This is a genomic window from Flavobacterium ustbae, assembly GCF_003946915.1.
In the GTDB taxonomy this organism is placed as follows: Bacteria; Bacteroidota; Bacteroidia; order Flavobacteriales; family Flavobacteriaceae; genus Flavobacterium; species Flavobacterium ustbae.
Genome location: NZ_RPOC01000008.1, coordinates 37,481 through 56,415, shown reverse-complemented (window position 1 = coordinate 56,415; position 18,935 = coordinate 37,481). Strand labels below are relative to the sequence as shown.

The window sequence follows — 18,935 nt, the reverse complement described above, 5'->3', positions numbered from 1 at the left end:
GTGTTGAATAAAAATTAAAAAAAGGCTGGCTTTTATTAGCCAGCCTCGTCTTCATGTTACAATTGGCCTTTTTTACATTGCTTCATGAAAAGTACGTGCAATAACTTCAAGCTGATGCGCTCTCGATAACCTAACAAAATTAACTGCATAACCTGAAACTCTTATCGTTAGTTGAGGATGATTTTCAGGGTGGTTATAAGCATCTTGAAGCGTTTCGCGATTTAAAACGTTTACATTTAAATGATGTGCCATTTGCTTAAAATAACCGCTTAATACATTTACTAAATTGGTTACCTGCTCTTCTCTGGTATCTCCCAATGATTTCGGAATCATAGAAAAAGTATTCGAAATACCATCCTGAGCATCGTTATAACTTAGTTTTGCAACAGAATTTAATGACGCAATAGCTCCACTAGAATCACGACCATGCATTGGGTTGGCACCCGGAGCAAACGATTCTCCTTCTTTACGCCCGTCTGGGGTTGCGCCGGTATTTGTTCCGTACATTACATTTGAAGTAATCGTTAATAATGAAAGCGTTGGCGTTGCATTTTTGTAAGCTTGGTGTTTTCGCAATTCATTTATAAAGAAAGATGTAATTTCCTGAGCAATAGAATCTACTCTATCATCATCGTTTCCAAATTTAGGATAATCGCCTTCAATATTAAAGTCAACTGTTAGTCCATTTTCGTCTCTAATCGGTTTTACTTTAGCATATTTTATTGCTGATAATGAATCGGCAATAATCGAAATCCCTGCTGCTCCATAAGCAATATCAATATGCGGATCAGAATCGATCAATGCCATTTGAGCTCTTTCATAATAATACTTATCGTGCATATAATGAATAATGTACATCGATTTAGCATAAACTCTTGCTACTTCTTTCATAGAAGTCTTGAAAGCATTGATTACCACATCATAATCTAATATTTCATCATTTATAAACGGAATATCTTTCATAATTAATGCTCCTCCACGTTCTTCTCTACCTCCATTCAAAGCAATTAACAATGCTTTTGGCAAATTAGCACGTGCTCCAAAATGTTGAATAGATTTACCAATTTCCTGATGAGACACACAACATGCAATTCCGTAATCATCTGAACCTCTATTGGTTCTCATTAAATCATCATTTTCATATTGGATAGAAGAAGTATCAATAGAAACCTTTGCACAAAAACTTTTGAAACCATCTGGAAGATCACCAGACCACAGAACCGTTAAATTTGGTTCTGGCGATGCTCCAAGATTATATAAAGTTTGAAGGAATCTAAATGACGTTTTAGTCACTTTTGTTCTGCCATCATTAAACATTCCTCCTATACACTCTGTTACCCAAGTTGGATCTCCTCCAAATATTTCATCATAAGCGCCTGGTCTTAAATGGCGAACCATTCTTAGCTTCATTACAAACTGATCTACCAGTTCCTGCGCTTCATCTTCTGTAATTAATCCTTCTTTAAGATCTCTATCAATATAAATATCTAGGAAAGAAGAAACATTACCCAATGACATTGCCGCTCCATCTTGTTCTTTTACAGCAGCTAGATAAGCAAAATAAACCCATTGAACAGCTTCTTTTGCATTTTGAGCCGGTTGAGAAATATCAAAACCATAATCTTCTGCCATGATAAGCATATCCTGCAAAGCACTAATTTGAGCCGAAATTTCTTCCCGCAAACGAACTTTATGCTCGTTCATTTCTCCGTCAACTTTAACGTGATCTTCTCTCTTAAATTTGATTAACTGATCAATTCCATATAAAGCCACGCGACGGAAATCTCCAATAATACGGCCACGCGCATAATTATCTGGCAAACCTGTCAGGATATGTTTAGAACGATAATCTCTGATTTCTTTATCATAAGCGTCAAAGACTTTTTCGTTATGGTTTTTAGCATAATTAAAAATATCCAATACACGATCAGAAACTTGTAATCCTCTTTCTTTTACGGCAGATTCTACCAGTTTGATTCCGCCAAAAGGTTTCATCGCTCTTTTTAGCAACTGATCGGTTTGCAGACCTACAATAACTTCATCTTCTTTATTAATATAGCCTGGTTTGAATGCGTTTATACTTGAGATTGTTTCTACATCTATTGCTAAACATCCGTTGTTGGCTCTTTCTTTTAAGAGAGATTCTTTACAGATATTCCACAAGTTGGTAGTTTTTGCTGATGGTCCTGATAAAAAAGATGCGTCTCCATTATAAGGCGTAATATTTTTTATTACAAAATCCTGAACATTTACCGATGTTTGCCATTTGCCGGGTGCAAATTCCATTTTTTCAACACTTGCTTTCATAACACAATTGGGTTTAATAGATTTATTTGTAATCAAATTTCGATATAACAATTACAAAAAAACATGATAATAGTCAGAAAACGCGTATATTTTTTACAAAAAACGCAATCGTTATCGGTAAATTACTTTTGTTTTTATGAATAAGCAAAACATTCCCGCAAAACCTAATAAAGCCGCAAACAAATAAAAAATAAGACTATAATCTGTAGTTAGCGAAATTATGCCAGGCCCCGCAAATGCTGCAACGGACCAAGCTATTAGAATAATACCAAAAGGTGCGCTCATTTTATCTGCCCCGTAAACATCTTTTACAAAAGCTGGCATTGTAGCAAATGCTCCGCCGTAACAACTTATAATTATAAAAACTAATGCCTGAAATAAAAATGAATTTTGTGTCTGGCTAAGAATCAGAAAACAGCATATTCCTATAACAAAGAATAAAAAGAAGGTAGACCATCTACCAATTTTATCTGAAATACTTGACCAGAACAAACGCCCGAATCCGTTAAAAAAACCAATAAAGCCAACAAAATTTATTGCCTGACTATCATTAATATGAATAATATCTTTTGCCATCGGTGCAGCTATTGATATTAAAGCGATTCCGCAGGTTGTATTTAGAAATAAAAATAACCAAAGACTGTAAAAGCGAACATCTGACAATAGTTCTTTTAAAGGGATAGAAGATTTTTTTACCGATAAATTTTCTATTTCAGCATTAGAAACGGGTAAAGAAAGGAAAAGCGAAGCCAAAATCATAATCAGAAAATAAGCAGTTCCTAAAACATAAAAGGTTCCTGAAACTCCAAACGATGCAACCAAAGGCAAAATAAGCCTCGACGCAATTATTGATCCAATAGCAAAGGACATGATTACTAATCCGCTGGCAAATCCGGGTTTTTCTGGAAACCATTTTACTACAATCGAAACCGGTGTTATATATCCAAATCCCAAACCTATACCGCTTATTACGCCATAAAAAAGATAAAATAGAAATAGTGATTGGGCAGAGATGGCAAATCCGCTTCCTAGTAGTCCAATGCCAAAAAAAAGAGCAGCAAGTAAACCGGCTTTTTTAGGTCCAATTTTCTGAACAAACTTTTGCATAAAAGCAGCCGTAAGTCCTAAAAAACAAATTGCTAAACTAAACGAAAGTTTAAGCTGGCTGCTGTTCCAGCCATTTAAGGTAGAAATAGGATTTATCCAAACGCTATAAGCGTAGATAGAACCTATGGATAATTGCAAAAACATTCCGGCCAGCGCCACTATCCATTTATTTTTTGTTTTCATAAAATCATACATTTATTTGTGGTGCTAACAAATGTATAAGTGGCGATTTATAAAAAATGTGATTTTTATCTTGTTTTCAGATAAAAATTAAAAAACTTACGAAATCGATTTACATCAAATAAAAGGCTAAAACTCTAAGGCTGTGCTGTGTTTTATTTCTCCCATTACAAAAATACTGTTGGTGTTTCCGATGTTTTCGATTGTAGATAATTTGTTCATTACAAAATCCTGATAACGCTCCATATCTTGAACCAAAATCTTTAGCATAAAATCGTAATCGCCCGCTATATTGTAACATTCTATAATTTCTGGAAGCGCCACAATGTCTTTTACAAAATTGCTCCCCACATTTTTAGCGTGTTCTTTTAATCGGACATTACAAAAAACGGTCATGCCGCGGTTCATTTTTTTCTTATCCAAAAGCGCCACATATTTAGTAATGTATCCGTCTCTTTCCAATCGTTTTATTCTTTCATAAACCGGAGTTACCGTTAGAAATAATTTACTTGCCAGATCTTTTGTATTAATATTGGAGTTTTCTTGAAGGTGTTTTAAGATCAATAAATCGGTTTTATCTAGATTTTCCATAGTTTTTTTTACGGCTAAAAGTTCGTTTTTAATTTTTTAAAAGTAATTAAATCTTTAAAAAGCAATTTTAAAAATATATTTTACTGAAATAAAGATCAAATATAAGTTATAAAAACCAAGAACGTAAATTTGTTCAGTAAAAAATACTGAATCAAAAATGAAAACAAACAATTTAGGTTACCCAAGAATTGGAAGCAACAGAGAACTTAAAAAAGCATCTGAATTGTATTGGGCTGGAAAAATTTCGGCAGAGGAACTTTTAGAAACCGGAAAAGAGATTCGTCTTAAAAACTGGAAATTACAATCTGAAACAGGAGTTGACTTAATTCCTTCTAATGATTTTTCTTTTTACGATCAAGTTTTAGATTTAACTCTAGCCCTCGGAGCAATTCCTGCACGTTATCAGGAATTAGCAAAAAATAATTCGCCACTAGATTTGTATTTTGCTATGGCAAGAGGCTCTCAAAAAGAAGGTCAGGATGTTGTGGCAATGGAAATGACTAAATGGTTTGACACCAATTACCATTATATTGTTCCTGAATTTACAAAGAACCAAAAGTTTGAATTGTTTTCTGAAAAAATAATTACCGAATTTAAAGAAGCTAACGAGTTAGGAATTAAGACTAAACCGGTTTTAATTGGTCCTGTTTCCTATTTATTATTAGGTAAAGAAAAAGAAGAAGGTTTTCACCGAATTGATCTTCTTGATAATTTACTTCCTGTTTATTTTGAGATTTTAGAAAAATTACAAACCGAAAATGCTGAATATATTCAGTTTGACGAACCGTTTTTAGCATTAAATTTGACTGATTCAGAAAGAGGCGCTTTCACGAAAGTGTACAATGAAATCAATAAACGTTTCCCGAAACTTAAAATTATATTAGCCAATTATTTTGATTGTTTTGGAGAAAATCTGGAAACCGCTTTGGCTTTACCGGTTAATACTTTTCATTTAGATTTAGTTCGTTGTCCGCTTCAGTTAGATGATATTTTAGAGTCAGGAAAACTGGCCGAAAACGTAAATTTATCTCTTGGAGTGGTTGACGGAAGAAATATTTGGAAAAATGATTTCAAAAAATCGTTAGAATTAATCAAAAAAGCGACTGATGCTTTAGGCGAAAGCCAAATTTTGATTGCGCCTTCATGTTCTTTAATTCACAGTCCGTGTGATTTGGATCTGGAAACAAATGATGAGACATTAACTCCTGAAATCAAACAATGGTTGGCATTTGCTAAACAAAAGATCAACGAAATTGTACTTTTAAAACAATTCGCATCAAACGAAATTGACATTAAAAATTCTGTTGATTACGAACGAAATGTAATTGCAAATGAAAATCGTAAAACCTCAAAATTAATTCATAATAATGAAGTTAAAGCTCGTGTTGCAGGAATCAAAGCTTCTGATGATAAACGTAAAAGTATTTTTGCTACAAGAAGAAAAAGCCAGGTTGAAGCATTAAAATTGCCTTTGTTTCCCACTACAACAATTGGATCTTTTCCTCAAACGGCTGAAGTGAGAAGCTGGAGAGCTAAATTTAAAAAAGGCGAATTAACACGCAAAGAATACAATGATTTAATCGAAAAAGAAACCGAAGCTACGATTCGTTTTCAGGAAGAAACTGGAATCGATGTTTTGGTTCATGGCGAGTTTGAACGCAACGACATGGTGGAATATTTTGGCGAACAACTGGACGGATTTACTTTTACCAAAAATGGCTGGGTTCAGAGCTACGGAAGCCGTTGTGTAAAGCCTCCTGTTATTTATGGAGATGTTTCAAGACCAAATCCGATGACGGTAAAATGGTCGAAATACGCACAATCGTTGACTCAAAAATGGGTAAAAGGAATGCTGACAGGCCCTGTAACAATCTTGCAATGGTCATTTGTTCGTAACGATCAGCCTCGTTCTGAGACTTGTACGCAGATTGCTTTGGCGATTCGTGATGAAGTTGTTGATCTGGAAAAAGCAGGAATTAAAATCATTCAGATTGATGAGCCGGCTATTCGTGAAGGTCTGCCATTGAGAAAAGAAGAATGGGCCAAATATCTGGATTGGGCCGTTCGAGCTTTCCGAATTTCTGCCAGCGGTGTAAACGATGAAACGCAAATTCATACGCATATGTGTTACAGCGAATTCAACGATATCATTCAGAATATTGCCGACATGGATGCCGATGTTATCACGATTGAATGTTCGCGCTCGCAAATGGAACTTCTAGATGCTTTTGCCAACTTTAAATATCCAAACGAAATTGGTCCTGGAGTTTATGATATTCACTCTCCACGAGTTCCTTCTAGTGCCGAAATGGTTCGTTTATTAGAAAAAGCGTCAGACGTAATTCCTGTAGATCAATTATGGGTAAATCCAGATTGCGGTTTAAAAACCCGCCATTGGGACGAAACCAAAAAAGCATTAATTGAAATGGTAGCTGCAGCTCAGAAAATGAGAGAAGCTATTTAAACATTATATCTTTATATTATTTTTATGCCAACAAGTGAGGCCGAATTTAGTTATGATTTGTTTCGGTTTCACTTCTGTTGGCATTATTTTTAAAGTTTACAAAGAATAAAGGAAACTATAAATCCTAAAACAAACCATATCACTTTGGTAATCAAACTCTCTCTACTTATTTCTTCTTTTTCAACATTTCTAATTCTCATGGCTATTTGATTTAATAATTTTGATGCGTAAAAATAGTGCTTACAAAAAGACAAAATAGGCTCCAAAAAGTTTTAAAGTATCTCAATAAGATTAATTTTCTTGTAAATTTTTTCTTAAAAAATATAAAATACTCCTACACATGAAAACAAACCGATTATAAATTTTTTGATTTTAAAAAGCTACCGTCTAATATAATATTATGCATAAAAAAAGCACTCCAGGTGGAGTGCTTTCTGAAATTGAATATAATAACCTAAAGATTAAAAGTTTTTAGAGATTCCGATATTTACTGTTTTACCGAAATTAAAGTAGAAATTACTATAATCTTCTCCATTATCATCAAAGCTTAATGTTTCGTATCCTAAACCACCAATACTGAAGTTAAGACCAAAACCTTTTTTCATGTTAATAAAAAGTGCTGGAGTTACATCTACGTACGCACCATTTCCTTTATATCTTACATAACTGTTTCCGTTAGTATAAATTTTGTTTTTTTCAGTTTGGAAACCAACTCCCATATCTGCAAAAACAGAAAAAGTCTGGCTTATTCCTTTTGTATAACGTACAAAACCTCCTGTTCTAAATTTGTTGTCTTTACGTTTTACATCTGCATTATCAACATCAGATGAGCTAAGAGAAAGTTCACCTCCAACAGTCCAGTTTTCGTGAAATTGGTAACCTACTTTAGGAGAAAAAGTAAATGTACTTGCTTTAGCTTCACTAAATCTGAATTCTGATTTTTCAGAAGTGTATCCGATGTTTCCACCTACTAAAACTGTACCTTTTTGTGCGTTTGCAAAACTGCAGATAGCTAAAGCAGCCATCACTAAGATTTTTTTCATTTTTGGGGTTTTATTTAAAATTTATGTTTCCTTTAACAACAACAATGCCGTGAATTGGGGATTTTGTGTTTTTTTTTAAGAAATACTTTAAAAGCCAAAATTTAGCAATCGAAAGGATTTCTAATTACTTTTGTAGCAAATAAAAAGTCCATGTCGATAGAAGTAAACAACATATCAAAAAGTTACGGAACACAAAAAGCATTAAACTCAATTTCATTTTCTATTAAGAAAGGAGAAATTGTTGGATTTTTAGGTCCAAACGGAGCAGGAAAATCTACTTTAATGAAAATTTTGACTACTTATTTATTGGCAGATGAAGGTTCGGCCCTTGTAAACAGTCACGATGTCATGACGAATCAAAAGGAAGTTCAGCGTTCGATTGGGTATTTGCCAGAACATAATCCGTTGTATTTGGATTTGTATGTTCGTGAGTATTTGGCATTTAATGCCGATGTTTATAACGTGCCAAAATCTAGAATTGAAGAGGTAATTCAACTGACAGGACTGACACCAGAAAGCCATAAAAAAATTGGACAGCTCTCTAAAGGATATCGCCAACGCGTTGGATTGGCAAATGCTTTGCTTCACGATCCAGAAGTTTTAATTTTGGACGAACCAACTACCGGACTGGATCCTAATCAGTTAATGGAAATTCGTAATGTGATTAAAAATGCTGGAAAAAATAAAACAGTATTTTTATCTACACACATCATGCAGGAAGTAGAAGCAATTTGTGATCGTGTCATAATTATAGACAAAGGACAAATTGTTGCTGACAATAAATTAGACCATTTGGTTACTGCCAATAAAGAGCAAGTTATTGAAGTTGAGTTCGATTACAAGGTTGAAGAACAGCTTTTGGCAAAACTCGAAAATATTTCTTCGTACGTAAATACTCATGACATGACATGGGAGCTGACTTTTATTACCGAAAAAGATATGCGACCAGCTATTTTTGATTTTGCCAACGAGAATGGATTAAAAACACTACAATTGAATCAGAAAAATAAAAATCTAGAAGCAGTGTTTAGAGAAATTACAAAGTAAGGTTCTAAGTTACTAAGCTTTTTAGATTTTAAGTCTTTTATTAAAAAGCGGTTTGTTTTGCGCTCAAAACAAACCGCTTTTTAATTTTTCTTTTCATTCTTTTCCTTATAAATCAGTCAATTATCTTTTTTTCAAAAAATATTCATTATTTTTATTTAGACTTGTTATAAATAATATTATATTTGGCAAATCAAATTTAAATGCCACGGTATGTTACGTACACTCCTTATTCTAAAAAAACTTATTTCAGCTGTTTCAAATCAAGCGATAAATCTTCAAAAAAGGTTTTCAGACAAATTAGAACAAATTGTACTGCAATAAATTCTGATTTAAAAATTACAAGATTATATTCTAGCCTCGGTTAGAATCGCCAAATTTAAAATAGCATGAAAAATATTATAACCTCCATAATGCTTGCTTTTTCGGTATATGGATATTCTCAAACAGAAAAAGAAACCGACAGTATTGTTGAAACAACTATAAATGCTTTAGATGAAATTGTGATTAGTAAAAAGAAAGTACTTTACACACAAAAATCAGATCGTCTTGTTTTTAATGTAGAAAACAGCATCGTTTCTGAAGGCGGAACAGCTCTTGATGTTTTATCGCGTGCGCCTGGCGTTGTAGTATCTCAAGATGGCGATTTATCTATTCGCGGACAGCAAGGAGTTGCCGTAATGATAAATGGTAAATTGACACAGCTTTCTCAAAAAGAATTGGCTAATTATCTAAAAGCTACAACCTCATCAAATATTAAACAAATTGAAGTGATTACCAATCCTTCTTCTAAATATGATGCCGCAGGAAAAGCGGGTATCATTAATATTATTCTAAAAAAACCAAACTCTTCTGGTCTAAAAGGCACTGCATTTGCGAGTTACGGAAGAGGCCGAAAAAACAGAACCAATTCTGGTTTTAATTTAAATTATAATAAAGATAAATGGGGCGTTTTCGGAAATTATAGTTATACTTTCCGTGGCGAAGAAGAGCATAAAGAGTTCAACCAAACGCAATATACCAATTTAACACGTCAGGAAATTGAGAGCAAAAATCATCAGACCTCAATTACAGATGAACCTCTGACTTCTAATAACTTCAAAATTGGAACTCAATATGAAGTTTCTCCTAAAACTAATTTGGAGTTTTATGTCGATGCTAAAATCGGACGCTATGAAAACATGGCCAACGGAACCAATACGGTTTTTAACACAACAAATCAGCCTATTTTTGATGCTTTGACGTATAACGACAGCAAAGAAAAATGGAATGATTATACATATGCTTTTTCTGGTACGCATAAATTTAATGAGGAAGGGAAAAATATGAATTTTGATTTTGAATATGAAACGTCTAAGTTTAAATCTAATCAATTTCAAAGTGCCAATAATACTGCAAATTCTACTATTGTAAATGACCGCAGAGGGTTTATTCCGTCGCAATTGAAAGTCTTTACAGGAAAAGTAGACTTTATAAATCCGTTTAAGGAAAAACAATCTATTGAATGGGGTTTTAAAGGAAGTCTCAAGAATAATGACAATCCTTCTGTTTATGAGTATTATGAAAATAATCAATGGCAAATCGACCCTAATTCGACCAATCATTTTGAATATAATGAACAGATTTATGCCGCTTATGCGAATTATAAATATCAGCTAGAAAAACTGAATATTCAGGTTGGTTTAAGAAGTGAGTATACTGCAATCAACATTGACCAGAAAACGCTAAACGAAGAACATAAAGATGATTATCTAAAATGGTTTCCGAGTCTTTCTTTAAAATATGAATTTACCAGCAATCATGCTGCACATGCTTCTTACAGTAAAAGAATCAACAGACCAAGTCAATTTGATTTGAATCCGTTTCGTTTTTACGATGACTCATTCAATTATTCGCAGGGAAATCCAAATTTGATTCCTGAGATTACGCACGCAATGGAAATTGGTTATGCTTGGAAAAGCAATTTTATGGCTTCTGTTTATTTTAATAGCACCAAAGATGTTTTTACGGAAGTGTATAACTATAATCCAAACACCAATACGACCGTTACAACTCAAATAAATGTTGACAAATCGTACAATTACGGAATTAATATCACCAACACCGCTGAATTAAACAAATGGTGGTCTGTAAACACTTTATTCAATGTTTTTGAGAATAAATTTATGGCAGACATTTTAAACAGCAATACAATTGATCCTATAATGACCCTTAATGTAAGCGTTCAAAATTCTTTTACCATTACAGAAACCTTGAAAGCTGAAGGAAATGCACAATACCAGTCCAAATCTAATCTTGGTATTTACCAAAGAGATGGTTTCTTTGATTTTAGCATCGGAGTTTCAAAACAGGTTTTAGCTAAAAAAGGAAGCATTAAACTCAATTTTACCGATGTTTTCAATACCAATAATTTCTACATCAAATCTGTAGTTGCGCAAACGGCTATTGATAAAAAATACGATCTAGACAATCGCATTGCGACGATTGCATTTACATACCGCATATAAAGTTTCGTTCTTTAAATACCTTGTTTTTTGTTTTTTTTTTGTGTTAGTCAAGAGCCTGTTCCTTCAAACAGGCTCTTCTACATTTATAGAGTTTATATTTTTGAAAGCACTTCTCGCATTTCCTGAATTACAAGTTTCACATCATTTTCAGTTGTACGCCAATTTACAAAAGAAGCTCTAATTCCTTTCTTATTTTGGTAAACGGTTGGAGTCATAAATACTTTTCCAGTATCATTCAAGGCAGATAAAAATGGAGCAACTTTTTCCTGATTGTGTTCACCTTTCAGCGTAAAGCAAACATTATTTAAACGAATTGGTGCTAAAAGCTCAAAATCATTTTCTATTAAAGCATTTCCAAAATGTAAAGCCAATGCCGTACTATTCTCCATTATATCTCTAAAACCTTCTTTTCCGTACGCTTTAAGCGAAAACCATGCTGGCAGCGCTCGAAGACGGCGAGAATTTTCCGGAAGCACATTTAAATAATTAAAATTCTCCAAAGGATTTCCCAAATAGGGCGCGTTCGAATTCTGAAACGTTTCTATCTGTAGATTTATATGTTCTTTTTTAATTAAAAAGAAAGCGCTTTCATAAGGCACATTTAGCCATTTATGACAGTCAATCGTAATACTGTCTGCTCCATCCCACCCTTTTACCAGATGTTTGTATTTGTTAGAAACGGCCGCAAATCCGCCGAAAGCTCCGTCAATATGCCACCAAAAATTATATTTTTCTCTCAAACTTGCAATCGCTTCAAAATCATCAAAATCGGCAGTATTTACAGTTCCTGCGCTTGAAATAAGGATAAAAGGTTTTCCGTTTAATTTCTTGATATTTTCTTCCAAATCTGTCATATCCAGAGCTTCACGATTGCCTTCCATGGTTTTTACAGTGATGTAATTCTGACTTCCGATTCCTAAAAGCGACAGACATTTTATAGAAGAAGAATGTGGTGTTGCTGTTAGAATATTAATGGTTTCTGAAATTCCATTTTTAGCAAAATCTTTTCCAAATTGCGCTCCATACCATTGTCTAGCAACGCCAAGAGCAGTAAAGTTTGACATTGTAGCGCCTGTAACAAATCCGCCTAAAAATGCATCTGGAAGTTCTAATAACTGCAATAATAAATGGATGGTTTCAAATTCTACCAATGCCGATGCTCCGCCCTGCGCTTTTACAGCCTGAGTATTCTGATCATAAATAGCTGTCAGCCAATCTCCAACGATAGAAGCTGGTGTAGAACCACCCGTAACAAATCCCCAATATCTTGGTCCTGAAGAAGAAACCATCAAAGGCGCTAATCTTTCATTAAACTCTTTTAAAGCTTCAATCGAACCTAATCCTAATTCGTTTAAAACACTTTTTGTGTCAAATGTATACGTATTAGAAGTGGGAATATTTTCGATAGCATTTAGAAAATCAATTCCCTGCTGTTTTGTTTTTTCTAAAATAATATCAAAATCATTGAGATCTTGCTGTAGTATTAAATTCATATTATATAATATTAGATCTCTTTGTCTGACTGAACGAAGTCGAAGCCTAACATAAGAGGAAAATATATTTAAATTAATTGTTTCAGGTGTTTTTAAAGTGAGGCTACCACTTTGTCTTTTCTGAGAATCTTGACACCAACATCGAAGAAATTACATCTCCGTTTGCATTTAACAGCGTTGCAATCGGATCAACCAAAGTTCCTAAAATCATGGCAACTGGAAGCGCTTGTTCCATCGGAAAACCATAGACCGTAATGGCCAAAACTTCTCCTATGTAACCACCATTCGGAATTCCTCCTTCGACTACAGAAACTATAACTGTTATTCCTAAAGCCAAAAGAATTGTTGAAGGTTCTGTAAAATCTTTTCCAAACATGGCAAACAAGAATGTGATTTTTAAGATCGATGACATACTAGAACCATCTTTATGCAAAGGTGCGCCAAGTGGAATTACCAAATTTCGAACCTGCGCCGGAATTCCCATTTTTTCTGCCGCGTCCAGATTCGCCGGAATAGTTGCAATACTGCTGCAAGTTCCAATAGCGGTTAATGATGGCGTAATATTATTATTCCAAAAAACCTTGAAAGCTTTTTTTCCACCAGCAATTATCGCATATAAACTAAAAAACACAAAGAAATAGAAAACACAAGCTGCATAATAAACTGCCATAGGTTTGGCATAAACGCCAAATAATTGTGGCCCAAAAATACCAACCTGATACGCAAAATAAGCTCCCAAACCAACTGGAGCAAGTTTCATGATGACATTCAGCAATTGTTTCATCACCTCGTTTCCTGAATCCAAAAAGCTTTTGAAGGCATTCCCTTTTTCTCCAGCTTGCAAAGTAGCAAATCCAATTAAGAATGAAAATATAATGAGCGCCAGCATGCTTTTTCTGGACAACAATTCGAAGAAATCGTTTGTTGTAACCAACTTTGCAATCTGCTCGCCTACAGAACCTGATTGAATATTTTCAAACGGAACTTTAGTAATAACTATATCCTGATGAATTGGAAAAATATAGACTGCAAAAATCATTACGATTGCCGAAATCAAAAGCGTCGAAAGGAAAACCGAAATCATTATTAAAAATAATTTTCCGAGTTTCTCTTTCTGTTCCAAATTTGCAATCGATGAACCGATCGTGAAAAAAATCAAAGGAATAATCGCTGTAAAAAGCAAGTTCAGAAATATATCGCCAATTGGCTTTATTACCAACACTTTTTCTCCAAACACTAAACCAAGAATACTACCGGCTATAATGCCACCGATAAGCCATAAAATACTGCTGTAACTTTGTAAAAAATTGATTTTTTTTACTTCCATAATTTTAAAATATTACAATTCCGAAAACAAAAATAAACAATTAAAATAAAATTTATCTTACAAAATTAACAAGCAGATTAAAATGATTTAAAAGACTTTTCTAAGACAATAGTTGTAAAAGCTCTATCGACCAATTCGCCAGTTTTGCTTTTTACCTTTTCTGTTTGCATTTCGGTGTAAACAATTTTAAAATCAGATTTTCCAATTAAATCTTGCGCTTTTTTAGTGCTGTAAAGTTCAAACTCAAATTGCGTAAACGGCAGTTTTTTCATGAAATCTTCTTCAGCAAAAGTCAGACAGAAATTACCATTTGGTTTTAAAACCCTATAAATTTCTGAAAGCAATTCTTTTGGATGCTGCCAAAAATAAATGGTATTTACAGTGAATACTTTTTCAAAAGATTCATCTTCAAACGGAATTTTATTACCGTCATAAAGCGAAAAGAAAGCTTGTTTTTGAGAAACAAAATTTCGGTTAATTTTGCGCGCTTCCTGAAACATCAAGTCCGACATTTCAAGTCCGTAATATTTTAAGTCTTTGGCTTGTTCAAATAAAAATTCAACGTGTCCCGCGTTTCCGTGGCCTAGTTCGAGAATTTTATTTGCTGCAGAAATATTTAGATTTTGAATAGAATGTTTGGTCATATTGATGTTCGTTTCGTTCATCATATTTCCCATTTCAATTCCTTTTTCGCCAGAAGGATGTTTTAATTGAGAGGCTATGGCTTGTAATTCTTCTTTTTCCATGATATGAAAATTTTAAACATCTAAATTAAACAAAATCTTTGAACGAAATTCCAAATAAAAAAATCCAAATTCCAATTAATAATCACGAATGACAGACTCTTTCGGATTTGGATTGTGTACCCAAGGTTGAAACCTTGAGCTATGTTTTTACATTCTTATTTTCCGCATTTCAACATAGCCCACGGTTTCAACCGTGGGAAACGTTTTTATTTAAGAATCTAAAATACCTGACTCGCAATCTGACGAATATTCTCCGATTTACCCATTGAATAATAATGCAAAAACGGAACTCCGGCAGCTTTTAATTCTAATGACTGCTGAATTGCCCATTCGATTCCGACTTGTTTGATTTCAGCGTTGTTTTTACATTTATCTACTGCATCGATTAGATCTTCGGGTAAATCAATTCTGAAGATTTGCGGTAAAACTTGTAAATGTCTTTGAACGGCAATTGGCTTAATTCCAGGAATGATCGGAATTGTGATTCCCATTTCTCTTGCTTTTTCTACGAAAACAAAATATTTAGCATTGTCAAAAAACATTTGCGTTACTACGTAATCCGCTCCGGCATCCACTTTTTCTTTTAATCTTTTTAAATCTGATTGCAAAGACGGAGATTCTAAATGTTTCTCCGGATAACCTGCAACTCCAATACAGAAATCGGCTTTGTTATCAGCATCTATTACTTCGTGCAGATATTGACCACAGTTTAAATCTTTAATTTGTTTTACCAAATCAATCGCATAATGATTTCCACCCGCTTTTGGCGTAAAAGACTGTTCGTCCTTCATAGCATCGCCTCGAAGCGCCATTACGTTATTAATTCCTAAATAATGACAGTCCACCAGCATATATTCGGTTTCTTCTTTGGTAAAACCGCCACAAAGCAAATGCGGAACCGTGTCAACATTGTATTTGTGTTTTATAGAAGCGCAAATTCCAAGCGTTCCTGGACGCATACGAGTCAGTTTTTTATCCAAAAGTCCATTACCGCGGTCGATGTAAATATATTCTTCGCGTGAAGTCGTTACATCAATAAACGGCGGATTGAACTCCATTAACGGATCGATATTATCGTATAATTCCTGAATACTTTTCCCCTTTTGAGGCGGAATAATTTCAAATGAGAATAATGTTTTTCCTTTGGCGTTTTCTATATGTTCTGTTACTTTCATTCTTAAAGTTATGAGTTATGAGTTAAGAGTTTTGAGTCTGTTGTGTAAAAAATCTAAAATCAAAAAACTTAAATCAAATAGTTGTTGTTTCAAGTTTCAGGTTTAAAGTTTCAAGTTGCTGTAGAGAACTTGAGACCTGAAACTTGAAACAAAAGAAACTTTTTCGTTAATCTGCTATATTAGGGTTTAACCATTTCATTGCGTAATCCAGCGGTACATTTCGGCGTTTGGCATAATCTGTAACCTGATCTTCTTTTATTTTTCCGAGACCGAAATATCGACTTTTTGGATTTCCGAAATAATAACCCGAAACCGAAGAGGCTGGCCACATCGCCATACTTTCTGTCAACTTCACTCCCGTTTGTTTTTCAACATCCAAAAGCTTCCAAATCGTTGGTTTCTCCAAGTGATCTGGACAAGCTGGATAACCTGGCGCAGGACGGATTCCTTTATAAGATTCTTTAATTAATTCTTCGTTGGTTAAAGATTCTTCTGAATCGTAACCCCAGAAATCTTTACGCACTCTCTCGTGAAGATATTCGGCGAAAGCCTCAGCAAAACGATCGGCAAGAGCTTTTACCATAATCGAATTATAATCGTCTAGATTTTTCTCGTATTCTGCAGCCCATTCGTCAACGCCAAAACCAGTTGTTACGCAAAAAGCACCCATATAATCATCGATACCACTTTCTTTTGGCAGAATAAAATCGGCTAAAGCTGGATTTGGAGCACCTTTTGTTTTTTGAGACTGAACTCTTAAAGTCAAGAACTTTTCTAATACTTTTCCGTTTTCATCACGTAATTCGATATCATCATCGTTTACCTGATTACAAGGGAAAATTCCGTAAATACCTTTTGCTTTCAGTTTTTTCTCTTCCAAAATTACTTTCAGCATTGCCTGAGCGTCATTGAAAACAGAAGTGGCTTGTTCACCTACAACCTCATCGGTTAAAATCGCTGGATATTTTCCGTACAATTCCCAAGTCTGGAAAAATGGTGTCCAGTCGATATACGGAACCAAAACATCTAGTTCAACTTCAATAACTTGCGCCCCAATTTTCTTTGGTTTTGTCGGAGTATATTCGCTCCAGTCTAATTGCAATTTATTTTTACGCGCATCTTCAATCGTTAAGAAGTTTTTATCTCTTGAACGATTTAAGAATGTTTCTCTAAAATTGTCATATTCTGCGCGAATATCTGCAGCGTATATTTTTCGGTTATGATCTAACAGATTTCCGGCAACCGTAACGGCTCTCGAAGCATCGTTTACGTGAATTACGGTTTCTCTGTATTGAGGCGCGATTTTCACGGCTGTATGTGCGCGCGAAGTTGTTGCCCCGCCAATCATAATCGGGATTTTAATTCCTTGTTTGTCTAATTCTTTAGCCAAATAAACCATTTCGTCAAGCGAAGGCGTGATCAATCCGCTTAATCCGATGATATCCACTTCATGTTCGATTGCAGCCGCAATGATTTTCTCCGGAGGAACCATTACACCTAAGTCAACAATCTCGTAATTATTACAAGCCAAAACTACTGAAACGATGTTTTTTCCAATATCGTGAACGTCACCTTTTACAGTCGCCATCAGGATTTTTCCGTTTCCTTGTTTGTCTCCGGCTTGTTTGCTTTCCTCAATGAAAGGCAATAAATAAGCAACCGCTTTTTTCATTACACGAGCCGATTTTACAACCTGTGGCAAGAACATTTTTCCGCTTCCGAACAAATCTCCAACCACATTCATTCCAGCCATCAAATTGATTTCGATAACTTCGATCGGTTTTGTAGCTGCCAAACGTGCCTCTTCTACATCTTCTTCAATAAAAGCATCGATTCCTTTTACCAACGAATGCGTAATACGATCCTGAACCGATCCTAAACGCCATTCCTGAACGGCTTTTTCGTCGCTTTTTACTTCTCCTTTTACGTTTTCTGCAAAGTCTAAAAGTCTTTCGGTTGCATCGTCACGTCTATCTAAAATTACGTCTTCAACGTGTTCTAATAAATCTTTCGGAATATCATCGTAAATCGTCAACATTTCTGGGTTAACGATTCCCATTGTCATTCCGTTTTTGATCGCGTGGTATAAGAAAACCGAGTGCATCGCTTCACGAACGACATCATTTCCTCTAAACGAAAACGAAACGTTACTCACACCACCACTGATATGCGCGTGTGGCAAATTCTCACGAACCCATTTTGTACCTCTGAAAAAGTCCAAAGCATTTAAACGATGTTCTTCCATTCCTGTCGCTACTGGAAAAATATTCAAATCGAAGATGATATCCTGAGGCGGAAAATTTACTTTGTTTACCAAAATATCATACGACCGCTGACAGATTTCGACTCTTCGATCGTAATTATCGGCCTGACCAACTTCGTCAAAAGCCATCACAATCGCTGCCGCACCGTAACGTTTGATTAATTTGGCGTGATGAATAAAAGCTTCTTCTCCTTCTTTTAACGAAATTGAGTTGACAACACTTTTTCCTTGTACTACTTTTAATCCAGCCTCGATAATTTCCCATTTCGAACTGTCGATCATAATCGGCACTCTCGAAATATCCGGTTCTGCTGCAATTAAGTTTAGGAATTTGGTCATAGCTGTTACACCATCCAACATTCCTTCGTCCATGTTGATATCGATAATCTGCGCTCCTCCTTCTACCTGCTGTCTTGCGATATCAAGTGCCTCATCATACTTCTCTTCCTTGATTAATCGAAGGAATTTTCGCGAACCCGTTACGTTTGTACGCTCCCCAACGTTTACAAAAACACTTTCGGGTGTAATAATCAACGGTTCTAATCCTGATAATACAAGGTCTCTTCTTTTTTCAGTCATTTCTTTTAAAGTTGCTAAGCTTCTGAGAGGCTTAGGTTCTAAGTTTTTATTCTATATTTTTTTAGGTTCTTAAACCTCTAATCTTTTTTTATTTTGGGCGTGCCCTCCG

General features: G+C 34.8%; 12 protein-coding genes. 3 read left to right on the top strand and 9 right to left on the bottom strand.

Annotated features, from left to right (window positions below; genetic code table 11):
* Window positions 1-72 precede the first annotated feature (72 nt).
* From pflB to EG814_RS11820, 3 genes are all read right to left on the bottom strand, one after another.
* Window positions 73-2,307, bottom strand: coding sequence for a formate C-acetyltransferase (gene pflB, locus EG814_RS11830; RefSeq protein WP_125722155.1), 2,235 nt, complete (start codon window positions 2,305-2,307; stop codon window positions 73-75).
* Between the two features lie 111 nt (window positions 2,308-2,418).
* Window positions 2,419-3,597, bottom strand: a complete 1,179-nt coding sequence (locus EG814_RS11825) for an L-lactate MFS transporter (RefSeq protein ID WP_125722153.1) — start codon at window positions 3,595-3,597, stop codon at window positions 2,419-2,421.
* A 126-nt stretch (window positions 3,598-3,723) separates the two neighbouring features.
* Complete coding sequence (locus EG814_RS11820; protein WP_125722151.1) at window positions 3,724-4,185, bottom strand: Lrp/AsnC family transcriptional regulator; 462 nt, start codon at window positions 4,183-4,185, stop codon at window positions 3,724-3,726.
* Window positions 4,186-4,342: 157 nt separating this feature from the next.
* Here EG814_RS11820 and metE point away from each other — a divergent pair, with 157 nt between their 5' ends.
* Window positions 4,343-6,649 (top strand): 5-methyltetrahydropteroyltriglutamate--homocysteine S-methyltransferase, encoded by a 2,307-nt coding sequence (gene metE / locus EG814_RS11815; RefSeq protein WP_125722148.1) that lies wholly within the window; start codon window positions 4,343-4,345, stop codon window positions 6,647-6,649.
* A 461-nt stretch (window positions 6,650-7,110) separates the two neighbouring features.
* Here metE and EG814_RS11810 read toward each other — a convergent pair whose 3' ends face one another.
* Entirely contained in the window at window positions 7,111-7,692 is a 582-nt protein-coding gene (locus EG814_RS11810) for an outer membrane beta-barrel protein (RefSeq protein WP_125722146.1), read from the bottom strand.
* A gap of 150 nt (window positions 7,693-7,842) precedes the next feature.
* On the opposite strand from EG814_RS11810, the gene gldA reads away from it, so the two are divergent.
* Both gldA and EG814_RS11800 read left to right on the top strand, forming a co-directional pair.
* Window positions 7,843-8,739, top strand: coding sequence for a gliding motility-associated ABC transporter ATP-binding subunit GldA (gene gldA / locus EG814_RS11805; RefSeq protein ID WP_125722144.1), 897 nt, complete (start codon window positions 7,843-7,845; stop codon window positions 8,737-8,739).
* 386 nt (window positions 8,740-9,125) lie between these two features.
* Complete coding sequence (locus EG814_RS11800; protein ID WP_125722142.1) at window positions 9,126-11,243, top strand: TonB-dependent receptor domain-containing protein; 2,118 nt, start codon at window positions 9,126-9,128, stop codon at window positions 11,241-11,243.
* Between the two features lie 92 nt (window positions 11,244-11,335).
* Here the strand turns inward: EG814_RS11800 and EG814_RS11795 are convergent, their stop codons facing one another.
* The 5 genes from EG814_RS11795 to metH all read right to left on the bottom strand — a co-directional run bounded on the left by EG814_RS11795 (window position 11,336) and on the right by metH (window position 18,826).
* On the bottom strand, window positions 11,336-12,736 hold the full coding sequence (locus EG814_RS11795; protein ID WP_125722140.1) for a pyridoxal phosphate-dependent decarboxylase family protein: 1,401 nt from the start codon (window positions 12,734-12,736) through the stop codon (window positions 11,336-11,338).
* A 103-nt stretch (window positions 12,737-12,839) separates the two neighbouring features.
* Window positions 12,840-14,063: a dicarboxylate/amino acid:cation symporter gene (locus EG814_RS11790; RefSeq protein WP_125722138.1), complete on the bottom strand. Its 1,224-nt coding sequence runs from the start codon at window positions 14,061-14,063 to the stop codon at window positions 12,840-12,842.
* A 77-nt stretch (window positions 14,064-14,140) separates the two neighbouring features.
* The gene (locus tag EG814_RS11785) at window positions 14,141-14,809 is read right to left on the bottom strand and encodes a class I SAM-dependent methyltransferase (protein WP_125722136.1); all 669 of its coding nucleotides are present in this window, start codon (window positions 14,807-14,809) and stop codon (window positions 14,141-14,143) included.
* A 218-nt stretch (window positions 14,810-15,027) separates the two neighbouring features.
* Window positions 15,028-15,984 (bottom strand): methylenetetrahydrofolate reductase [NAD(P)H], encoded by a 957-nt coding sequence (gene metF / locus EG814_RS11780; RefSeq protein ID WP_125722134.1) that lies wholly within the window; start codon window positions 15,982-15,984, stop codon window positions 15,028-15,030.
* 166 nt (window positions 15,985-16,150) lie between these two features.
* Window positions 16,151-18,826, bottom strand: a complete 2,676-nt coding sequence (gene metH / locus EG814_RS11775) for a methionine synthase (RefSeq protein ID WP_125722132.1) — start codon at window positions 18,824-18,826, stop codon at window positions 16,151-16,153.
* Between the last annotated feature and the right edge of the window lie 109 nt (window positions 18,827-18,935).

What these genes read in the sequence shown, in the direction of transcription:
- pflB (WP_125722155.1), bottom strand. Translation starts at nt 2,307, where the DNA reads ATGAAAGCAAGTGTTGAAAAAATGGAATTTGCACCCGGCAAATGGCAA.
- EG814_RS11825 (WP_125722153.1), bottom strand. Translation starts at nt 3,597, where the DNA reads ATGAAAACAAAAAATAAATGGATAGTGGCGCTGGCCGGAATGTTTTTG.
- EG814_RS11820 (WP_125722151.1), bottom strand. Translation starts at nt 4,185, where the DNA reads ATGGAAAATCTAGATAAAACCGATTTATTGATCTTAAAACACCTTCAA.
- metE (WP_125722148.1), top strand. Translation starts at nt 4,343, where the DNA reads ATGAAAACAAACAATTTAGGTTACCCAAGAATTGGAAGCAACAGAGAA.
- EG814_RS11810 (WP_125722146.1), bottom strand. Translation starts at nt 7,692, where the DNA reads ATGAAAAAAATCTTAGTGATGGCTGCTTTAGCTATCTGCAGTTTTGCA.
- gldA (WP_125722144.1), top strand. Translation starts at nt 7,843, where the DNA reads ATGTCGATAGAAGTAAACAACATATCAAAAAGTTACGGAACACAAAAA.
- EG814_RS11800 (WP_125722142.1), top strand. Translation starts at nt 9,126, where the DNA reads ATGAAAAATATTATAACCTCCATAATGCTTGCTTTTTCGGTATATGGA.
- EG814_RS11795 (WP_125722140.1), bottom strand. Translation starts at nt 12,736, where the DNA reads ATGAATTTAATACTACAGCAAGATCTCAATGATTTTGATATTATTTTA.
- EG814_RS11790 (WP_125722138.1), bottom strand. Translation starts at nt 14,063, where the DNA reads ATGGAAGTAAAAAAAATCAATTTTTTACAAAGTTACAGCAGTATTTTA.
- EG814_RS11785 (WP_125722136.1), bottom strand. Translation starts at nt 14,809, where the DNA reads ATGGAAAAAGAAGAATTACAAGCCATAGCCTCTCAATTAAAACATCCT.
- metF (WP_125722134.1), bottom strand. Translation starts at nt 15,984, where the DNA reads ATGAAAGTAACAGAACATATAGAAAACGCCAAAGGAAAAACATTATTC.
- metH (WP_125722132.1), bottom strand. Translation starts at nt 18,826, where the DNA reads ATGACTGAAAAAAGAAGAGACCTTGTATTATCAGGATTAGAACCGTTG.